General features: G+C 57.2%; 17 protein-coding genes. 14 read left to right on the top strand and 3 right to left on the bottom strand.

The window, feature by feature from the left end; all coding sequences use genetic code 11:
* Positions 1-2: 2 nt before the first annotated feature.
* The 5 genes from kdpB to AAGQ96_RS10170 all read left to right on the top strand — a co-directional run bounded on the left by kdpB (position 3) and on the right by AAGQ96_RS10170 (position 6976).
* Entirely contained in the window at positions 3-2051 is a 2049-nt protein-coding gene (gene kdpB / locus AAGQ96_RS10190) for a potassium-transporting ATPase subunit KdpB (protein ID WP_147197727.1), read from the top strand.
* 10 nt (positions 2052-2061) lie between these two features.
* The gene (gene kdpC / locus AAGQ96_RS10185; protein ID WP_342755441.1) at positions 2062-2637 is read left to right on the top strand and encodes a potassium-transporting ATPase subunit KdpC; all 576 of its coding nucleotides are present in this window, start codon (positions 2062-2064) and stop codon (positions 2635-2637) included.
* A 10-nt stretch (positions 2638-2647) separates the two neighbouring features.
* Positions 2648-5350: a two-component system sensor histidine kinase KdpD gene (gene kdpD / locus AAGQ96_RS10180; RefSeq protein WP_342755440.1), complete on the top strand. Its 2703-nt coding sequence runs from the start codon at positions 2648-2650 to the stop codon at positions 5348-5350.
* A complete protein-coding gene (kdpE, locus tag AAGQ96_RS10175; RefSeq protein WP_147197721.1) occupies positions 5322-6005 on the top strand; it encodes a two-component system response regulator KdpE in 684 nt (227 codons plus the stop codon). The genes kdpD and kdpE overlap by 29 nt, the downstream gene beginning before the upstream one ends.
* A 77-nt stretch (positions 6006-6082) precedes the next feature.
* Complete coding sequence (locus AAGQ96_RS10170; protein ID WP_147197719.1) at positions 6083-6976, top strand: SDR family oxidoreductase; 894 nt, start codon at positions 6083-6085, stop codon at positions 6974-6976.
* Positions 6977-7142: 166 nt separating this feature from the next.
* Here AAGQ96_RS10170 and otnK read toward each other — a convergent pair whose 3' ends face one another.
* Both otnK and AAGQ96_RS10160 read right to left on the bottom strand, forming a co-directional pair.
* The gene (gene otnK / locus AAGQ96_RS10165) at positions 7143-8435 is read right to left on the bottom strand and encodes a 3-oxo-tetronate kinase (protein ID WP_342755439.1); all 1293 of its coding nucleotides are present in this window, start codon (positions 8433-8435) and stop codon (positions 7143-7145) included.
* 3 nt (positions 8436-8438) lie between these two features.
* Complete coding sequence (locus AAGQ96_RS10160) at positions 8439-9101, bottom strand: aspartate/glutamate racemase family protein (RefSeq protein WP_342755437.1); 663 nt, start codon at positions 9099-9101, stop codon at positions 8439-8441.
* Between the two features lie 230 nt (positions 9102-9331).
* Between AAGQ96_RS10160 and AAGQ96_RS10155 the strand changes: the two genes are divergently transcribed.
* Both AAGQ96_RS10155 and AAGQ96_RS10150 read left to right on the top strand, forming a co-directional pair.
* Positions 9332-10558, top strand: a complete 1227-nt coding sequence (locus tag AAGQ96_RS10155; RefSeq protein WP_147197708.1) for an alpha-hydroxy acid oxidase — start codon at positions 9332-9334, stop codon at positions 10556-10558.
* 153 nt (positions 10559-10711) lie between these two features.
* A complete protein-coding gene (locus tag AAGQ96_RS10150) occupies positions 10712-11413 on the top strand; it encodes a substrate-binding domain-containing protein (RefSeq protein ID WP_342755436.1) in 702 nt (233 codons plus the stop codon).
* Positions 11414-11416: 3 nt separating this feature from the next.
* Here the strand turns inward: AAGQ96_RS10150 and AAGQ96_RS10145 are convergent, their stop codons facing one another.
* A complete protein-coding gene (locus AAGQ96_RS10145; protein ID WP_342755435.1) occupies positions 11417-12448 on the bottom strand; it encodes a LacI family DNA-binding transcriptional regulator in 1032 nt (343 codons plus the stop codon).
* Positions 12449-12673: 225 nt separating this feature from the next.
* On the opposite strand from AAGQ96_RS10145, the gene AAGQ96_RS10140 reads away from it, so the two are divergent.
* The 7 genes from AAGQ96_RS10140 (at position 12674) to AAGQ96_RS10110 (ending at position 20218) form a co-directional block, all read left to right on the top strand.
* Positions 12674-13987: an MFS transporter gene (locus AAGQ96_RS10140; RefSeq protein WP_342755434.1), complete on the top strand. Its 1314-nt coding sequence runs from the start codon at positions 12674-12676 to the stop codon at positions 13985-13987.
* A 20-nt stretch (positions 13988-14007) separates the two neighbouring features.
* Positions 14008-14643: an aldolase gene (locus AAGQ96_RS10135; protein WP_147197699.1), complete on the top strand. Its 636-nt coding sequence runs from the start codon at positions 14008-14010 to the stop codon at positions 14641-14643.
* 31 nt (positions 14644-14674) lie between these two features.
* On the top strand, positions 14675-15823 hold the full coding sequence (locus tag AAGQ96_RS10130) for a beta-propeller fold lactonase family protein (RefSeq protein WP_342755433.1): 1149 nt from the start codon (positions 14675-14677) through the stop codon (positions 15821-15823).
* A 52-nt stretch (positions 15824-15875) separates the two neighbouring features.
* A complete protein-coding gene (locus tag AAGQ96_RS10125) occupies positions 15876-16586 on the top strand; it encodes a hypothetical protein (protein ID WP_147197696.1) in 711 nt (236 codons plus the stop codon).
* A gap of 134 nt (positions 16587-16720) precedes the next feature.
* Positions 16721-18067, top strand: coding sequence for a c-type cytochrome (locus AAGQ96_RS10120; RefSeq protein WP_342755548.1), 1347 nt, complete (start codon positions 16721-16723; stop codon positions 18065-18067).
* On the top strand, positions 18051-18587 hold the full coding sequence (locus tag AAGQ96_RS10115; protein WP_147197694.1) for a sugar dehydrogenase complex small subunit: 537 nt from the start codon (positions 18051-18053) through the stop codon (positions 18585-18587). The genes AAGQ96_RS10120 and AAGQ96_RS10115 overlap by 17 nt, the downstream gene beginning before the upstream one ends.
* Positions 18584-20218, top strand: coding sequence for a GMC family oxidoreductase (locus AAGQ96_RS10110; RefSeq protein WP_342755432.1), 1635 nt, complete (start codon positions 18584-18586; stop codon positions 20216-20218). Before AAGQ96_RS10115 ends, AAGQ96_RS10110 begins: the two co-directional genes overlap by 4 nt.
* The last annotated feature ends 7 nt before the right edge of the window (positions 20219-20225 follow it).

Raw genomic sequence — 20225 nt, 5'->3', positions numbered from 1 at the left:
TTATGAGTCGTCAGCAACTGGCGCTGTTCGAGCCCTCACTGGTTCGGCAGGCGCTGATCGAAGCTCTGAAAAAGCTTAATCCACGCTCGCAGTGGCGTAACCCGGTGATGTTTATCGTCTGGGCTGGCAGTTTACTCACCTCTCTCCTGGCGCTGGGCATGCTGTTCGGTACGCTCTCAGGCAGCGCGGGTTTTACCGCCGCTATCAGCCTGTGGCTGTGGTTTACCGTGTTATTTGCTAATTTTGCCGAAGCGCTGGCGGAAGGCCGCAGCAAGGCGCAGGCCAGTAGTCTGAAAGGCGTAAAAAAAACCGTTTTCGCCCGCAGACTCCGCGCCCCGCATCGCGAAGCCGCTGTCGATCTCGTTCCGGCAGAGGAGTTGCGCAAAGGCGATATCGTGCTGGCAGAAGCGGGGGAAATTATTGCCTGCGACGGTGAAGTGATTGAAGGAGGCGCATCGGTAGATGAAAGCGCCATCACCGGCGAGTCGGCTCCGGTTATCCGTGAGTCAGGCGGTGACTTTGCCTCGGTGACCGGCGGCACGCGGATCCTCTCCGACTGGCTGGTGATCCGCTGTAGCGTCAACCCCGGCGAAACCTTCCTTGACCGGATGATCGCCATGGTCGAAGGGGCTAAACGCCGCAAGACGCCGAACGAAATCGCCCTGACCATTTTGCTGATTGCCCTGACCATCGTCTTCCTGCTGGCAACCGCTACGTTATGGCCCTTCTCCGCCTGGAGCGGCAACGCCGTGAGTGTCACCGTGCTGGTCGCGCTACTGGTCTGCCTGATCCCCACCACCATTGGCGGATTGCTGTCCGCTATCGGCGTGGCCGGCATGAGCCGGATGCTCGGGGCGAATGTTATCGCCACCAGCGGCCGCGCCGTTGAGGCGGCGGGCGATGTTGATGTTCTGCTGCTGGATAAAACCGGCACCATAACCCTGGGCAACCGGCAGGCATCCGCCTTTCTGCCTGCGCCGGGCGTGGAAGAAAGCAGGCTGGCCGATACGGCACAGCTGGCATCACTCGCCGATGAAACCCCGGAGGGGCGCAGCATTGTGGTACTGGCAAGACAGCGTTTTAACCTGCGCGAGCGTGAAATTCAAAGCCTGAATGCCACCTTTGTCCCCTTTACCGCCCAAACTCGCATGAGCGGTATCAATCTTAACCAGTTGGTTATTCGTAAAGGATCCGCAGAAGCGATACGGCGGCACGTGGAGGCAAACGGTGGCCACTTTCCGCCTGAGATCGACCAGCTGGTGATGGAGGTCGCCCGAACCGGCGGCACGCCGCTGGTGGTGGCCGAAGGCGCAACGGCGCTGGGGGTTATTGCGCTGAAGGATGTGGTAAAAGGCGGGATCAAAACCCGTTTCGCTCAGCTGCGTAAAATGGGCATCAAAACGGTGATGATCACCGGTGATAACCGCTTAACCGCAGCGGCCATTGCCGCCGAAGCGGGCGTCGATGATTTTCTCGCCGAAGCAACGCCGGAAGCCAAGCTGGCGCTAATTCGTCAGTATCAGGCAGAAGGCAGGCTGGTGGCGATGACCGGCGACGGCACCAACGATGCCCCGGCGCTGGCTCAGGCTGACGTAGCGGTCGCCATGAACTCCGGAACACAGGCCGCAAAAGAAGCCGGAAATATGGTGGATCTCGATTCAAATCCCACCAAGCTGATTGAAGTCGTGCATATTGGCAAACAGATGCTGATGACACGCGGCTCGCTGACCACCTTCAGCCTGGCGAACGACGTGGCGAAGTACTTTGCCATTATCCCGGCTGCTTTTGCCGCCAGCTGGCCTCAGCTGAACGCGTTAAACGTTATGCATCTGCATTCACCCGCGTCAGCCATTCTCAGCGCGGTGATTTTTAACGCGTTGATTATTGTGGCGCTGATCCCGCTGGCGCTGCGAGGCGTGCATTATAAGCCACTCAGTGCAGCGGCCATGCTGCGTCGCAATCTGTGGATTTACGGCCTCGGCGGCCTGGCGGTGCCTTTTCTCGGCATCAAAGCGATCGATCTGCTTCTGACGCTCTCTGGTCTGATGTAAGGAGTTTCCCGTGTCTCAACTACGTCCTGCATTCGTTGTGCTGATTTTACTGACGCTGATAACCGGCGTGCTGTATCCCTTTCTGGCAACCACACTGGGGCAAAGCTGGTTTGCGCAGCAGGCCGGGGGGTCACTGATTGAAGATCGCGGTCAGATCCGCGGCTCACGCCTGCTGGGCCAGGCATTCAGTGAGGAAAAATATTTTCACGGTCGTCCTTCCGCCACCGCCGACCTCCCCTATAATCCGATGGCAAGCGGCGGGAGTAACCTTGCCGCCAGCAACCCGGCCCTTGATAAGGCTGTAGCCGAACGCGTAGCGCAGCTTCGGGCAGAAAATCCGCAGGCTACCGCCGCCATTCCGGTTGATTTACTGACCTCGTCAGCCAGCGGTCTTGATTACGGTATTTCACCGGAGGCTGCCCTGTGGCAGCTACCACGCGTTGCCCGCGCCCGTGATTTGCCAGCGGAACAGGTCAGGCGGTTGATTAATGCCAATACCCACCAGCCACCGCTGCGTTTTCTCGGTCAGCCATGGGTTAACGTTCTGGAACTGAACCTGGCGCTGGACGCCATGCAGGAAGAGTAAGGAATACGCGATGAGTGAGGAGCCTTTCCGTCCCGATCCGCAACATCTGCTGAAGCAGGCGAACACCCGCTATCGCGGCAAACTGAAGATTTTTTTCGGTGCCTGTGCGGGCGTTGGCAAAACCTTCGCCATGCTTCAGGAAGCGCAGCGCTTGCGCAGCCAGGGGCTGGATATCCTCATTGGCGTGGTGGAAACCCACCAGCGCCAGGAGACGGCAGCGTTGCTTGACGGGCTGCCTGTCCAGCCCGCTAAACGCCGGATTTACCGTGGTCGCGCGGTTCAGGAGTTCGATCTTGACGCGGCGCTGGCTCGTCGCCCTTCGCTGATCCTGATGGACGAACTGGCGCACAGCAACGCGCCTGGCTCGCGTCATCCCAAACGCTGGCAGGATGTAAAAGAGCTGCTCGACGCAGGTATTGACGTCTTTTCGACCGTTAACGTTCAGCATCTTGAAAGCCTGAATGACGTGGTGAGCGGCATAACCGGTATCCAGGTGCGTGAGACGCTGCCAGACCCGGTGTTCGACCAGGCAGATGAGGTGATCCTGGTGGATCTGCCGTCGGACGATCTCCTCCAGCGCCTGCATGAAGGCAAGGTTTACCTGGGTGAGCAGGCCGAACGCGCCATCGAGCATTTTTTCCGGCCGGGCAATCTGATCGCCCTGCGTGAACTGGCGCTCAGACGCACCGCCGATCGGGTTGACGATCAAATGCGCGCCTGGCGCGATATCAAAGGAGAGGAGAAGGTCTGGCATACACGGGACGCGATTTTACTCTGTCTTGGCGAAGGAACAGGTAACGAAAAGCTGGTACGTACCGCAGCGCGGCTGGCGGCGAAGTTGGGCAGCCAGTGGTATGCCGTCTACGTAGAAACGCCCCGGCTTCATCGGGTCGCGCCTGCAAAGCGACGCAGCCTGTTCAGCGCCTTACGCCTCGCTCAGGAACTGGGCGCGGAAACCGCGGTACTCGCCGATACCTGCGCAGACAAAGCCGTTGTACGCTACGCTCGCGAACACAATCTTGGCAAAATAATCATCGGCAGACGTGCCGGAAAACGCTGGTTAAAAGGCAGCGCTTTTGCCGACAGGCTGGCCAACCGTGCTGCCGACCTCGATTTGGTGATCGTGGCGCTGGAAGACAAAGCCACGGTCTGGTCAGAGCAAAAACAAGACGACCGCAGCTTCAGCGAAAAGTGGCGGGTACAGATCCGGGGCTGTACGCTGGCGGTGTTGATGTCCGCTGTGATTACGCTGATTGCCAGCCGGTGGCTGGCAGCGTTTGACGCTGCGAATCTGGTGATGATCTATTTGCTTGGTGTGGTGATCATCGCGCTGAAATATGGCCGCTGGCCTTCGGTACTGGCAACGGTGCTAAACGTGATCAGCTTCGACCTGTTTTTCATTGCGCCACGCGGCACGCTCGCGGTTTCCGACGTACAGTATTTACTGACGTTTGGCGTGATGCTGAGCGTAGGACTGATTGTCGGCAACCTGACTGCGGGCGTTCGCTACCAGGCGCGTATTGCACGCTATCGGGAACAGCGTACCCGACATCTTTATGAGATGTCTAAATCGCTGGCAACCGCCCGTACAACCCACGCTATCGCCACCACCAGCGCGCATTTTATTCATTCAACCTTTAACGCTCGCAGTTTGCTGCTGCTCCCTGACGGCACCGGCCAGCTGACGGCCTGGCACGGCGTCGACGGCCCGTTTGCCTGGGATGAGGCAATTGCTCGCTGGAGCTTTAACAGCGGGCAACCGGCAGGCGCAGGAACGGATACCCTGCCCGGCGTCCCCTGGCAAATGATGCCGCTGCGTAGTGCAGATGAAACGTTAGGCGTTGTGGTGGTCGCATCAGGCAGCAAGCTGTTAATGATGATCCCGGAACAGCAACGTCTGCTGGAAACCTTTACTTTGCTGGTCGCCAGCGCGCTGGAACGTCTGGCATTAACCACGCGCGAAGAGCAGTCTCGTCTTGCCAGCGAACGGGAACAGCTGCGAAACTCGCTGCTGGCGGCGCTGTCTCACGACCTGCGCACACCGCTTACCGTGCTGTTTGGTCAGGCTGAAATCCTGACGCTGGACCTCGCCAGCGAGGGATCGGCCCATGCGCCGCAGGCCAGCGAAATTCGTCAACATGTTCTGAACACGACCCGACTGGTGAACAATCTGCTGGATATGGCCCGCTTACAATCCGGCGGTTTTAACCTGCGAAAAGAGTGGCTCACGCTGGAAGAAGTGGTGGGTAGCGCGTTAAAAATGCTGGAACCTGGCTTAGGAGGACGGCATATTCTACTGGATATGGACGATCCGCTGGCGCTGATTGAAGTAGATGGCCCTTTATTTGAACGGGTGCTGATAAACTTACTGGAAAATGCGGCGAAATACGCCGGAACCAGCGCGAAAATTGGGATAAGAAGCCGCATCAAACCCGGCGAGCTGATGCTTGAGGTGTGGGATACCGGCCCGGGTATTCCGCCCGGCATGGAACAGGCTATTTTTGCCAAATTCGCTCGTGGCAATAAAGAATCTTCTGTGCCCGGCGTTGGACTGGGGCTGGCTATCTGCCAGGCAATTGTGGACGTTCATGGCGGAACTCTCGTTGCCCATAACGGTGCTGAAGGCGGCGCGAGTTTTATCGCTACGCTGCCCCAGGCACCTGTGCCGAAATTAACGGAAACTGATGATTACGCAAACCCTGCTGATAGTTGAAGATGAAAAAGAGATCCGCCGCTTTCTGCGCACTGCGCTGGAGGACGAGGCCCTGCGGATTTATGATGCCGAAACCCTGCAACGCGGGTTAATTGAAGCCGCCACGCGCAAACCGGATCTGGTGATTCTGGATCTCGGATTGCCGGATGGCGACGGTCTCGAATTTATCCGCGATTTTCGCCAGTGGAGTCAGGCACCCATTATTGTCCTTTCTGCACGGAGTGGAGAAGACGATAAGATCGCCGCGCTTGACGCCGGTGCTGATGATTATCTCAGCAAGCCCTTCGGCATTGGCGAATTGCAGGCCCGTCTGCGGGCTGCGCTGCGACGCTCAGCGACATCACCCGACAGCGAACCGGTTTATCATTTCGGCAACGTACGGGTTGATCTCGCCGCCCGCCGCATCACCCGGCATGACACAGAACTTCATCTTACGCCGATTGAGTTCCGGCTGCTGGCCGTGCTGTTGAATAATCAGGGTAAAGTGCTTACCCAAAGACAGTTACTCACCAGGGTTTGGGGGCCGGGCGCCATTGACCGCAGCCATTATCTGCGCATCTACATGGGCCATCTGCGACAGAAGCTGGAGGACGACCCGGCCCGTCCGCAGCACCTGCTAACTGAAACGGGGATTGGCTATCGTTTTCAGTTATAAACGCAACTCAACGTGACAAACATCACATTTGTGCCAGGCTTACTGATACAAAACCACAGATGAAGGAGCACAACACGATGAGCGAACAGGCAAAAAAATCTCTGCTAACTGTGGAGTATCCTAAACCACCTTTCCCCGAGCAGCCGCAGGCCGCACCAGGCATCGCCAGCAAAATGACCCCGCAACCCGATCACGGTGAAAAAACCTATCGCGGTTCCGGTCGCTTACAGGGCCGTAAAGCGCTGATCACCGGCGGCGACTCTGGTATCGGCCGCGCGGTTGCCATTGCCTATGCTCGCGAAGGCGCTGATGTGGCAATTGGCTATCTGCCTGAAGAAGAGTCAGATGCTGCCGAGGTGATTAAGCTGATTGAGGCAGAGGGCCGTAAAGCCGTTGCCCTGCCAGGCGATATCCGTTCCGAGGAATTTTGTAAAAAACTGGTAAGCGATGCTGTCAGCCAGCTTGGCGGTTTGGATATCCTGGTTAACAATGCGGGTCGTCAGCAGTTTAATGAATCTATCCGTACGTTAAGCACGGAAGACTTTGACGCCACGTTCAAAACGAACGTCTATGCCATGTTCTGGATTACCAAAGCGGCCGTAGATCATCTGCCGCGTGGCGCGAGCATTATCAATACCTCTTCCGTGCAGGCCTATAAGCCAAGCGAAATTCTGCTTGATTATGCGCAGACCAAGGCCAGTATCGTTGCCTTTACTAAAGCGCTGGCGAAACAGCTGGGCGAAGAAGGCATTCGCGTCAACGCCGTGGCACCCGGACCTTACTGGACGCCGTTGCAGTCCAGCGGCGGTCAGCCGCAGGAAAAAGTGAAGGAGTTTGGCGCGACTTCACCGCTTGGCCGTCCTGGCCAGCCTGCTGAAATTGCCCCGCTTTACGTGACGTTAGCCTCTACCGAGAGCAGCTTTACCTCGGGACAGGTCTGGTGTTCTGACGGCGGTACCGGCACGCTTTAAGTTTTAATCTGCCACTGCCGCCGGATGACGGGTTCCTGAACGGGAGACGTTATTCGGCGGCGGGCTTTTCAGGTTTACGCTTCGGGTTCCAATACCGGCGTCAGTCAACAGACTGACCTGAACGCAGCAGTTTGGTCATCATCCTTTCCACGCGAACAGCAATTATTTAACGAGCATCATCTCCCGTAACCGCCTGACCCTTCAGCCTTTCCAGCGCACGTGCAAAAAAGTCTTTCCCGCCAAAATTGCCTGACTTCAGGGCCAGCGCAATCGGGTTATCTCCTTTTGATAGCATTACCGGCACGCCGGGATCGATCTCTTCACCAATTTCCAGCGCCGTTAAATTCAGCGCGCTCACGACCGCGCCCGACGTTTCACCGCCGCCGACAACTATTCGCCTTACCCCGGCAGCAACCAGCTGCTTTGCGGCTTCGCCAAACAGATTATCCAGCGCGCCTGCCACGTTTTCCCGACCATACTGCTGCTGTATGGCCTTAACCGCATCCGGCTCGCCTGATGAGTATACCAACGGCGACTTACCCTGATTTTGCCGAATAAAAGCCACAATCTGTTCCGGCCCGGTTTCGCCACTCAGTACTGCTTTCACCTCGATTGCCATCACCGGATGCGTTTTTTGATGCCAGGCTACCTGCTCACGGGTCGCCCCCGAACAGCTGCCGACCAGGATGGCTTCCGGCCCGTTAACAAACGACGCCCGCGCCGGCTGGCCAAATGCCTGTCCGCTACGGATAAAATTGTGCGACAGCGCCAGTCCGATGCCTGAACCGCCGGTAACAAGTTTTGCTCCTGCACAGGCGCGACCAATAGCCGTCAGATCATAATCACTAAGGGCATCAACAATATGCAGCGTTCGCCCCTGCTGTGCCTGCTGAGCAAAAAGCGCCTGGATTGCCTGGCTGCCCTGAACCACCGTTTGCCACGGGACGTGCGCCACGCGGTTCGTCGTCTGCGGTTGCAGCACGCGTCGCAAATCGGCGTCTTTCATGGGCGTCAGCGGGTGATGGGCCATACCGGATTCGCTGAGCAGTTGGTCATGCACAAACAGATGCGCCTGATAAACCGTACGGCCCATTGCAGGGAACGCCGGACAAACGACGACGCTCTCCGTCTCCAACAGTGCCGCCAGCGCATCAATGACCGGACCAATATTGCCCTCGTCCGTAGAGTCAAAAGTTGAGCAATATTTAAAGACAATCTGCTGGCAGCCCTGATCCAACAGCCAGCGGCAGGCAGCCAGCGACTGTGCCACGGCTTCCTGCGCGGGTATTGAGCGGCTTTTAAGGGCAATCACGCCTGCTTCAACATCGCCCCCGGCGGGTCGGGTCGGCAGGCCCGGATACTGGGTGGTTTTTAGCCCCCCTTCTCCCAATCCTTTGGTCAGGGCAGCCGCGATATCGCTGGCGCCGGTAAAGTCATCTGCAATTACGCCAATTAACATACGTCACTCCTTACCCGCGATGCGGGCTTTCATCTGCTGCACGGCCGCATGAGGCGCGGTCAGCACCGGCACCGAAACCTGTTGGCGCACGCTGGCCGCCGCACGGGAAGTGGAAAAATGTGCCAGCATAATCACATCGCAACCGGCCAGATCCTGTGCGCGTTCAGCCACCAGCCGGTTATGGCTTTCGGCATCGCCCTGCTTCAGTAAATCAATGGCCTTATCAACCAGCACCGTCGTTAAACGGGCCGAAGAATGATGTTGCTTAACATAGTCGTTAAATTCTTCCGTCATCGTCTCTACCGCCGGGCCAAACGTTGCCAGCATGCCGATATTTTTCCCCTGCGCAAGCGCCTGATGAAACATCGCTTCGTTCGGTTTTAACACCGGAATGGGCAAGGCGGCTGCCAGCTTATCGATGGCGGGTCCAAAGGCGGAACAGGTAATCAGAATCCCCTGCGCCTGCATGTCATACGCATAGCGTCCCAGCCGGACAAAGCGCTCCGTCAGCGCTGGCGAAAGTTCCGCTTCCCTGGCGCGGTCAAGAGAAAGCCCGTCATCCAGCAAATTAACGGTTTCCGCCTCAGGCCAGACCTCGTTAAAAGCAGTATGGATCGGCGTCATCGCGACGGGCGTGGCGTGCAGTAATACAATTCGGGATCGCATAATCATCTCCAGAAAACAGGCTGTCGGGGGGTTGCGTTAAATGTAAGGGCTTACAAATATTGCTGTAAAGTGAGCCGGATCACATAAAAACCCAATAAGGATGCCAGGGTGTTATTGAAATGTTAGAGATGATTGACCAAAATTGAAAGCGCTTACAAAATTTTTTCCTGTTTGGTCAGGCGCAGTCCTGCCCGAGCCTGATGGTTATCCTCCGATTGTGAGAACGCACTATGACATCATCTGCAAATTCCTCTTCCCTGCGCACGGCATCGCCCTCGGTCGTGAAGAGTCCGGCGGTAAAAACGGTACCGCGCCATTTTCGTGATTTGCTGGCGTTAGATGATTTTGAACGTCACGCACGACGCCGCCTGCCGAATATGATCTATCAGTATGTGGCAGGCGGCGTGGAAACCGGACGCGGCATTGCCGGAAACATCGAAGCTTATCAACAATATACTTTTATTCCCCGCATGTTCAGAGACGTCTCTGGCCGCGATCAGCGCACCACGCTTTTCGGTCACGCTTATCAGCACCCGTTTGGCGTGGCGCCGTTGGGGGGCGCCTCTTTTGTGGCTTATCAGGCAGATATTGCCCTGGCTAAAGCCGCACGGGAGATGAACGTACCGATGATCCTCAGCGCATCGTCGCTGGTAAAACTGGAAGATGTCCATAAGGCGAACCCGGACGCCTGGTTCCAGGCTTATCTGGCGGGCGATCAGCCACGCATCGACCGCTTACTCGATCGCGTTGCCGCCGCTGGTTATCAGACGCTGGTGGTGACGGGCGACACGCCGATGCTCGGCAACCGCGAGCACAACACCCGCAGCGGGTTTAGCATGCCGATAAAAATTACGCCAAAAGTGGCGCTGCAAAGCGCCATGAACCCTCGCTGGCTGCTGGGAACGGTGGCGCAAACCTTTCTGCGCCACGGCGCACCACACTTTGAAAATACCGATGCCGAACGTGGCCCGCCGATGATGTCCAGCAAGGTACGCAATACTCAGGCACGCGACAAGCTGAGCTGGAAAAACGTCGAGGCCATTCGCAAAAAATGGCCCGGCAACCTGGTAATCAAAGGACTGATGTCACCGGAAGATGCTTTTATCGCACGGGATTTGGGGGCGGACGCGGTCATTTTATCGAATCATGGCGGTCGCCAGCTGGATCACACCGTGCCGCCGCTGCTAACGCTGGCGGAAATCGCGGCCAAAAAAGGCGCAATGAAAGTGATCATCGACAGCGGTATTCGTCGTGGTACCGACGTGATGAAAGCGATGGCGCTGGGCGCGGATTTTGTCTTTCTCGGACGTCCTTTCCTCTACGCCGCCGTGGTGGGCGGCCAGACAGGTGTGGAACACGCCATGCATATTTTACGGGACGAAATCGACCGCGATCTGGCGCTGATTGGCGTGCGTACACCGGCAGAACTTGACGCCAGCTACCTGCGGAAAAGCTGATAACGGGCACGCGCCTGGAACGAAAGGAGCACACGCCTGGAGCAAGCATCACGCGCTATGGACGGCCCGTTAAGGGCTGCTACGGACGGCTTTTTTTGCCTGCGCATGCTCCCTGCTCCTGTGCAGGGTTAACACTCTCTTAAGAGGATTTTTATGAGCAGAAACCAACAAATTCGCCTGTTCAGCGCGCTCGCCATCCGGGCGCCCTTTGCACAGCTGGAAGCCACGTGGCTAACACAGCATCCGGATAATCCGCTGGCGATCGACTGGGGCCCCACCACGGCGATCGAAAAAAAGCTGGCCGCTGGAGAGCCGGCCGATGCGGTTATCGTTACCGTTAAGGCGATGGATAAGCTGATTGCCGAAGGGGTGGTTACGGGCGGCAGCCGCGTGGAGCTGGTGGATTCACCGATTGGTCTGGCGATACTGCCGCAAGCCGAAGCGCCCGATATCAGCAGCGTTGAGGCGCTGAAAAAAGCACTGCTGGCCGCCAAATCCGTCTGCTGGTCTCTGGGCGGTGCCAGCGGCATTTACTTTCAGACGGTGCTGAAGCAGCTGGGGATTGAAGAAGCGATGGCTGCACGCGCCACCACGATCGGCGAAGGTTTTACCGCCAGCCAGCTTATCGCAGGCAAAGCGGACATTGCCGTACAGCAGATCAGCGAGTTGCTGGCGGTGAAAGGCATTAAGGTGATTGGGCCGCTACCGGATGCCGTGCAGCAGCCGACCTCGATCTCAGCTGGCGTGCTTGCCAACGCGCAGAATCCGCAGGGGGCCGCCGCGCTGCTCGATTTCCTGCGCTCTGCCGAAGCGGGCCGCGCGTTCGAGGCGTTCGGCATGTCGCTGCGCAACTAAGGGTTAGCGCTGGCGAGGCGCAGAGCCGCTGCTGCCGCGTACAATCAGTTCCGGCTTTAGCTGTGTTTGCCGGGGCGCGTCTTCACCGTTTAGCGTAGCCAGCAGGTAGTCCGCCGCACAGAGACCAATCTGCGCCAGCTCCACACGCATGGTGGTCAGCGGATGTTCAAGGTGTTCAGCGTATTCATAATCGTTAAAGCCGGTTATGGAGATATCGCCAGGAATGCGCAGATAGCGTTCTGTCGCCGCGCGCATTGCGCCGAATGCCAGTAAATCATTGCCACAGATCACGGCGGTAGGCGGGTTTGGGCCATCCAGCAGCTTAAACATCGCCTGTCGTGCTTCGTTCATGGTGAAAGCGCTGCTGATAAGATTCGCCTCATCAAGCTGCAAACCCGCCGCTGCCAGCGCATTGCGCGTGCCGGTAATGCGTTCAGAAATACGATCGTTAGAAGGCGGCGTGCCGACGATGACGCCAAACTTTTGGTGGCCCAGCGCCAGCAGATGCGCCGTCATTTCACTCGCTGCCAGCTGATTATCGTAGCCGACGCTGGGGTAGCGCTGATCGACGGAAAAGGTCTGAATACAGGGGATCCCCTGCTGATTAATCCGTTCCCACAAACGCGGATGGTGGCTGTTGCCCACCAGCATCAGCGCATCGATGCCGTACTCCACCAGCTTGTTCACCTCGTTCAGTTCGGTCTGCGGATCGAAGTCGGAATTGGCCAGCAGCAGCGTGTAACCCGACTGATGGATCTTTTGCTGAAAGCTGGCCAGCGGGCGGGAGAACGTTTCCGTCGCCAGCGTGGGTACAACCGCGCCAATGGTCATGCTGCGTCGTGACGCCAGCGTTCTTGCCGCACGATTGATCACATATCCCAATTCCTCACAGGCTCGCTCTACCGCCTCGCGACGTGACTGCCGCACCGACGCGCTGCCGTTCAATACCCGAGAGACCGTCGCGGTGGACACCCCCGAACGCTGGGCAACATCTTCCAGAGAAACTCTTGCGGGAGGTGAAGGCTTATCGGACATCGTCGGTCTCCAGAGTGAAATTAGTGATGCCGTCCACAAAAATTGCAGACAGGCCAGATCTCGTTTTGAAAGCGCTTACTTTTTGCTTGACTGAATTTTGTAATCGCTTACTTTTAACATCATATTATCAGAAACAGACCAAAATTTACCAAACGATAACAATCAACCTGACGACAGGCGTCCCGGCCCGCTCGCCAACGCACCGAGATAATAAAGGAATTCACCATGCGTAGATACCCACGAGTCCGCTGGCTGATGATTGCATTCTGCTTTTTCGCCATCGCCATCAACTACATAGATCGCATTAACCTCGCCATCGCTGCACCGCATATAAAAAAAGATCTTGGGCTGGATGACACCAGCATGGGGCTGATCCTTGGCGCATTTTTCTGGACTTACGCACTGATGCAAATTCCTGCCGGTCGCCTGCTTGACCGGCTGGGTGCCCGTGCCGGTCTGGCTATCGCGGTAGGCTGGTGGTCATTGTTTACCGTCGTGACCGCATTTGGTCGGGGCTTCGGTTCCCTTTTTGCTTCACGCCTGCTGCTGGGGATCGGGGAATCTGGCGGTAATCCCGGCTGTGCAAAAGTGGTCTATTCATGGTTTGCGAAGAAGGAGCGGGCGACGGCCAGCGGCATTTTTGATGCCGGTCCGCGTGCCGGTAGCGCCATCGCGCTGCCTCTGGTTGCCTGGTTGATCAGCACCTGGGATTGGGAAACCTCGTTTGTGGTTACCGGCGCGCTGGGCCTGGCCTGGGTGGCTATCTGGCTGCTGTTTTATCGCGAGCCAGAGGCGATGAAAGGCCTGAACCCTGAACAGCGGGAGAACCTGCTGGCCGATCGCGGCGTCCAGACAGTGGATAAAAATGAGAAGGTCAATATTGCCGGTCTGTTTCGCTTCAGAACGGTGTGGGGCATGATGATCGGCTTTTTCTGCATGAACTTCGCCACCTATTTCTTTGTGACCTGGTTCCCGACCTATCTGACCATGGCGCACGGTTTCTCCCTGAAAGAGCTGGGGACGATTGGTGCCATCCCTGCCCTGATGGGCATTCCCGGCAGTCTGCTGGGCGGCATCACTTCCGACTGGCTTTATCGCAAAGGCTTTTCGCTAACCACCGCGCGTAAATCCTGCCTGATTGCCGGGATGCTGCTCTCTTCCGTGATTGCTTTCGCCGCTTTTACCAGCAGCGTTACGGTGATTTTGACGCTGTTCTCGCTTACCTATGCCGGTTTAGCTTTTACCGCCGCCAATATCTGGACGCTGCCTGCTGATGTCGCGCCGAATTCCGGCTACGTCGGCACGCTCGGCGGTATCCAGAATTTTGCCGGCAACCTCGCGGGCATTGTCACCGCATCGTTTACCGGGCTGATGCTGACCCTGAGCCACGGTTCCTTTGTGGTGCCGCTGTTGGTCGCTGGCGGGATCTGTCTCGTTGGCGCGCTGAACTTCATGTTTGTCATGGGCAAAATCGAACCGTTGGCGATTGAAAAAAACCAGCAGGTCAGCGGCGTGATCGCGGCCGATCATAAAGCCTGAACCTCAAAGCGGAGAAAAAAATGAGTGAACTGCAATTGCGTGAAGAGATCTGCCTGGCGGGTAAAAGCCTGTTCGATCGCGGCTATACCGTCGGCAGTGCCGGAAACATCAGCGCCCGGCTGGCCGACGGCTGGCTGATTACGCCAACGGATGCTTGCCTGGGCCGGCTTGAACCGGATCGTATCGCCAAAGTCAGCCTGAACGGTGACTGGATCGCCGGTGACAAGCCGTCAAAAACGCTGCTGCTGCATCGTCAGGTTTACGATCGCAATCCCGAAGTGCAGGCGGTCGTCCATACTCACTCTACCAGTCTGGTAGGACTGACTTTGCAAGGTGTCTGGCAGGAAGCCAGCATTCTGCCGCCGATTACCCCTTATCAGGTGATGAAAGTCGGCAGAATCCCGCTGATCCCATACTGTCGTCCGGGTGCGCCACAGGTGGCGGATCGGGTTGCTCAGCTGGCGCTTGAGGTTCGCGGCGTCATGCTCGCGCGGCTTGGCCCGGTTATCTGGGGAAACTCGATTGCCGCCGCCTGCTTTGCCTTAGAGGAGCTGGAAGAAACGGCAAAGCTGTGGATGCAGGCGACGGTTAAGCCTCAGCCGTTGGGTGAGGATGAGGTGGCCGAGCTTTGCGAGGTATTTTCTGCCCGCTGGTAACACCTTACCGTTAAATAATAAGGATATAACAATGAATAAAAATCTTTATGCTGGCACCCTACTGTCGTTAATGACGCTGGCCGGAACCGCGCAGGCACAAACCCTGATCTACGTCTCCAACGCCGACAGCGGCACCGTTACCGGTTATCAGCTGGATAAAAACAAACCCGCGCTACAGCCGATCGGCACGTTTCCGGCGGGCGCAAAAGCGATGTCCTCCGTGGTGTCACCCGACAAAAAAATGCTTTATGTCTCGGTACGCAGCAAGCCTTACAGCGTGGCGGCCTTTCATATTCAGCCCGATGGACAGCTGGTAAAAGCGGGCCAGACGCCGCTGCCGGAAAGCATGGCCTATCTGTCGCTGGATAAGCAGGGACATTACCTGCTTAGCGCCTCCTACGGTGGCGATCTGTTCAGTATCAACCGTATTAATAAAGAGGGGCTGGTCGAGGCCGAGCCGGTTCAGGTCGTGCATACCGGTAAACGCGCCCATGCTATTCAGGTCGATCCTACCAATCATTTTCTTTACGTTACCCTGCTGGGCGCCGATCAGCTGTTGCAGTACCGCTTTGATGCGTCAACGGGCAAGGTCACGCCAAACGATCCGCCGTTCGTTAATATTCAGGACGAGGCGGCAACCGGCCCGCGTCACTTTGCTTTTGCGCCCGCGCTGGATAAGCAGGGTAAACGCAACCTCTATATTCTGACCGAAATGGCGGGCAATATTTCGCGGCTGACGGTGAATGCCAATGGCACCACCACCCCCGCAGAAGTGGTGAATTCGGTCTCGCCGAAAGAAGAGATGCAGCGTGGCGAGGCCAGACCGTTGACCGGTGATGACGATTTGCCGCCTTCTCAGAAGCCCCGCATCTGGCAGGCAGATATTCATCTGACGCCGGATGGCCGCTTTCTCTACTCGACCGAACGCACCAGCAGTACCCTTTCCGCCTTCTCAGTTGACCCGAACAACGGTCATCTGACTTATCTCAGCAGCGTTAAGACCGAACGGCAGCCGCGGGGCTTCGCCATCGATAACAGCGGACGCTTTTTGATTGAGTCCGGGCAGAAATCCACTCAGCTTTCGCTCTATACCATCAATACGTCAACCGGCGCGCTGACGCTGGCCGGCCAGTATCCAACGGATAAAGGCGCTAACTGGGTCACTGTTGTTGAGAAATAAGTTTAACCCGGGTCGGCTACGGCCCGGCAGACCAGCCCTAACCGGAGATCTTATGAAACGTACTTCGCAATCCCTTCTTTCCGCCCTCATCGCTACGGGCTTTGCTTTTGCCGCTTCGCCTGTTGCCAGTGCCGCAGAACAGGTTGTCGCCACCAATCTGGAACCGCTGCATCACGTAATTATGGAAAACCAATATGTCACCGTGATGCGCGTGATGATCCGGCCGGGCCAGTCCACGCTGTTTCACGAGCAGCATCTTGATTACGTGAATACCCATATTGATGGCAGCCTGACGCACACCACTTATCCCGACAAGCCGCCAAAAGATGGCGAGATGAAAAGTGGCAACGTCAAGTTTGGCGCGCATCAGGGCAAGTCAGAAACCGACAAAGTGACCAATACCGGCACCACGCTGAACCAGCAGGTCGCCTTTGAGATCAACCAGCCCGGCCCCCAGCATTTTGGCGGCGCGACGCGTCCCGATCTGCCGGTGTTCCAGCAGGTTCTGGATCAAAAAACGGTGAAGGGCTGGAAAGTCACGCTGCAACCCGGCGAAAGCACCACGCTCTATAACCAGCACGGGCCAGGCGTGCGCGTCTTCTTTACCGAGGGTCGCCTGCTGGAATCGATTCCCGGCAAGCCTAACCGTAATAAAGAGGTCTGGCTGCATCGCGGTGATGCCCAGCTAACCGGGCCGGAAAAAATCGAGCTCACCAACGGGGGCGATACGCCGCTTATCTTCAACGATTACGAACTGCTCTAAAGCCGGTTGCCGCCGGTTTTCCGCGGGCAACCGGCACTTTCTAATAAAAATAACGACATTTCACTTTTACAGGAGCATGTCAGGTGAGACGACATTGTCTGCCTTTGGCGATGAGCCTGATCCTTGTCACCGGGATGCAGTTTGCGCACGCGCAGCCTGACGAGAACCAGGATCTGATTGCCAAAGGAAAATATCTTGCCACGGCCGCCGACTGCGGAGCGTGCCACACCTCGCCGCATCAAGGCGCGCCGATGGCGGGCGGCTATGCAATACAGTCGCCGTTAGGCAGCATTTTCGCGAGTAATATTACCCCGTCAAAAACCGATGGCATCGGTGAATACAGCGAGCAGGATTTTGCGCGGGCGGTACGGGAAGGCATTAATAAACAGGGTGAACATCTTTACCCTGCTATGCCTTATACCTCTTACGCCGCCATCAGCGACGACGATATTCACGCACTTTATCTCTATTTCATGAACGCCGTGGCCCCGGTCGATATTGCCACGCCGCAAACCCACCTGCCCTTTCCTTACAACATTCGTGCATCCATGGCCGTATGGAATATGTTTTTTGCCGACGGTCGCCGCTTTATGCCGAATCCCGATAAGTCTGACCTGGTGAACCGGGGAGACTATCTGGTGAATGCGCTGGCGCACTGTGATACCTGCCACACGCCACGCAATGTGCTGATGGGCCAGCAAAACGATCGGGCTTTCTCCGGCGGCAGTTTGGGCAGCTGGTATGCACCGAATATCACACCGGATCAATCCGGCATTGGCGACTGGAGCGCCGCTGAACTAAGTGAATATCTGAAAACGGGCCGCCTTGACGGTAAAGCGCAGGCGGCGGGGCCGATGGCGGAAGCTATCGAGCACGGTTTGCAGCACCTTTCCGATGCGGATATTCAGGCGATTGTGGCCTACCTGCGTCAGGTTCCCGCCGTGAATACCGGCGCTCCCCAGGCTCGGGATGGCTATGGTTCTGGCGCCGACAGTGAACAGCAGCTACGCGGCCAGGCCAGCGCCGATCCCGGTTGGGTTGTGTTCAGCGGCAGCTGTGCAAACTGCCATCAGCCCGCAGGCCAGGGCAACTCGCGTTACCCTGCGCTTTTTCATAACAGCGCAACCGGAGCCGATCGGCCCGATAACCTCGTTTCAGCCATCCTGTTTGGCGTGCAGCGCAACGTCAACAATCAGCCTGTCGCGATGCCCGCTTTCGGGCCAGATGCCGATTTTACCAATCGTCTTAACGACCAACAGATCGCCGACGTCAGTAATTACGTCTTAAAAAACTTCGGTAATCCGCAGGTTTCCGTTACCGCGCAGCAGGTTAAAACATTGCGCGAAGGCGGCGATGCGCCGTTGTTGGTACAGCTGACCCGACCTTTAGCGATCGCCGGCATTGCCGCAGCGCTGGTTGTGTTGATCGCTATTTTTATCCTGCTCAGCAGAAAAAGGAGGCGTAATGCCACAGAACACTAAAGCGTCTCCGGCTTTCAGCCGCCGCCGCTTATTACAAGGTATGGCCGTTTTGTCACTCAGCGCCGTTTGTTCCTCGCTGTTCCCGGCGCAAATGGCCGCTGCACAGCAAAGCGCGGAGAGCGGCTTTGTCGCGACCTCCTCTTTTCTGGTCAGCCGACCCGCCAGCCCGATCCTCGCTGAACGCTATTACTCTGCCCTGTGCCGACATTATGCGGATTTCCCAACGCGGTTTGCTGCCCTCAAAGGCTATATTGCCACGCAGAATTTCGCCCATGTGGATGCCTTTCTTCGGGCTGTTGATGCGACACACCCGCTTTTTCAAACCGCCTCGTTAATTATCGCCAGCTGGTATACCGGCGTGGTCGGTGAAGGCGCAGGCAGCGAACTGATCGCCTATGCCGACGCAATGATGTACCTGCCAACGAAAGATATTTTAGTGGTGCCAACCTACGGCGGTGGCCCCGATTCCTGGGGCTGGGATCCGGCGCAGAAGGTGAAAGAGAAAGGAGAAGCAGCATGAAGCAGGTTGATGCCGACGTAGTCATTATTGGCTCCGGCGTGATGGGCGGCCTGGTCGCGACCGAGCTGGCGAAAGCCGGCAAATCGGTAATTATCGTCGAGGCCGGCCCGCGCATTAAGCGCCAGGAAATTGTCGAACGGTTTCGCAACTCGCCATTCAAGATGTCGCTGACCAATATGAAATTGCAGGGCGTAGGCTCACCCTATCCCGACCTGCCCCATGTCCCTTCCACCTATGGCGAGTATCTGCAACAGACAGGCCCGGTGAAGTACCCCACCAAATACCTGCGCGTGGTCGGCGGCACCACCTGGCATTTTGGCTCGGCGCTGTGGCGGATGATCCCCAACGACTTTAAGCTGCAAAGCTTGTACGGTCGAGGGCGCGACTGGCCGATTGACTATCAGGAGCTGGAGCCCTGGTATGGCCGCGCGGAGCGGGAACTGGGCGTTTCCGGTATGGATGGCCAGGATGAGAGCGGGCACGGCGGCGAAGCCTGGCCGCCGCGCTCGACGCCTTTTCCAATGACCGGTCTGGAGCCGAGCTATCTGTTTAAACGGCTCTCTGAACTGTTGGGTAAAGGCGGCTACAACCCGGTGATGGAACCGAACGGTCGCGCCACCCGCCCGTACGGCAGACGTCCGGCCTGCGCAGGCAATAATAACTGCAATCCTGTCTGCCCCATCGCGGCCAAATATGATGGTTCAATGCATATTGATGAAGCGGAACGACACGGCGCAACGCTGCTGGATAATTCGGTGGTGTATAAAATCGAGGCGGACGACGCGGGAAAGATCACCGGTATCTGGTATCGCAAACCTGACGGCTCCAACCACCACCTGACCGCCAACTATTTTGTGCTGGCGGCTTACGGGATTGAATCGCCCAAGCTGCTGCTGATGTCGACCTCGGCACGTTACCCGAACGGCATTGCTAACGGTTCGGACCAGGTTGGCCGCAATCTGATGGGCCATACCGGCATCAGCATGAATGTGATGATGAAAGAGGACGTCTGGCCGGGACAGGGGCCAACCGAACTGCTGGTTTATCTGAATAATCGCGACGGCCCTTTCCGCAAGGATTTCCCCAGCTACAAAATCAAAGTGCGCAATACCGTGCCGACCGCTGACTACGCGGCTTCGCTGATCAAAAAAGGCGTGCTGGGTTCAAAACTGGATGAAGAGTTAAAGCGGATGTCGGCGCGATCGCTGAACTTTGCCATCGACTTTGAAACCCTGCCGCTGGCGGAAAACCGTATCGTGCCGAGCAAAACCCGGCAGGACGCGATTGGCCTGCCGGTGCCGGAAATTTACTACAGCGTGACCGATTACTGGCACGCCGGTAAAACCCAGGGGCTTTTGGATTTTAATAATTTCGCCCGTTTGCTCAATGCGGACGTGTCAAAAATCGATACAGGCTATCAGGATCGGCAGCACATTATGGGCACGACGATCATGGGCGATGATGCCAAAAACTCCGTGGTCAACCGCCATTGCCAGAGCCACGATCACCCTAACCTGTTTATTGCCGGGACCAGCGTCATGCCTTCGGCCTCCTGCATGAATCCAACGCTGACCGGCGCGGCGCTCAGCCTGCGGCTGGCGGATTATCTGCTGAAAACGGTTAAGGTATAAATTTACG

Origin of the sequence: Pantoea sp. MBD-2R, assembly GCF_039134845.1 — a bacterium.
Classification (GTDB): Bacteria; Pseudomonadota; Gammaproteobacteria; order Enterobacterales; family Enterobacteriaceae; genus Erwinia.
This window is presented reverse-complemented; position numbering and strand designations above follow the sequence as displayed.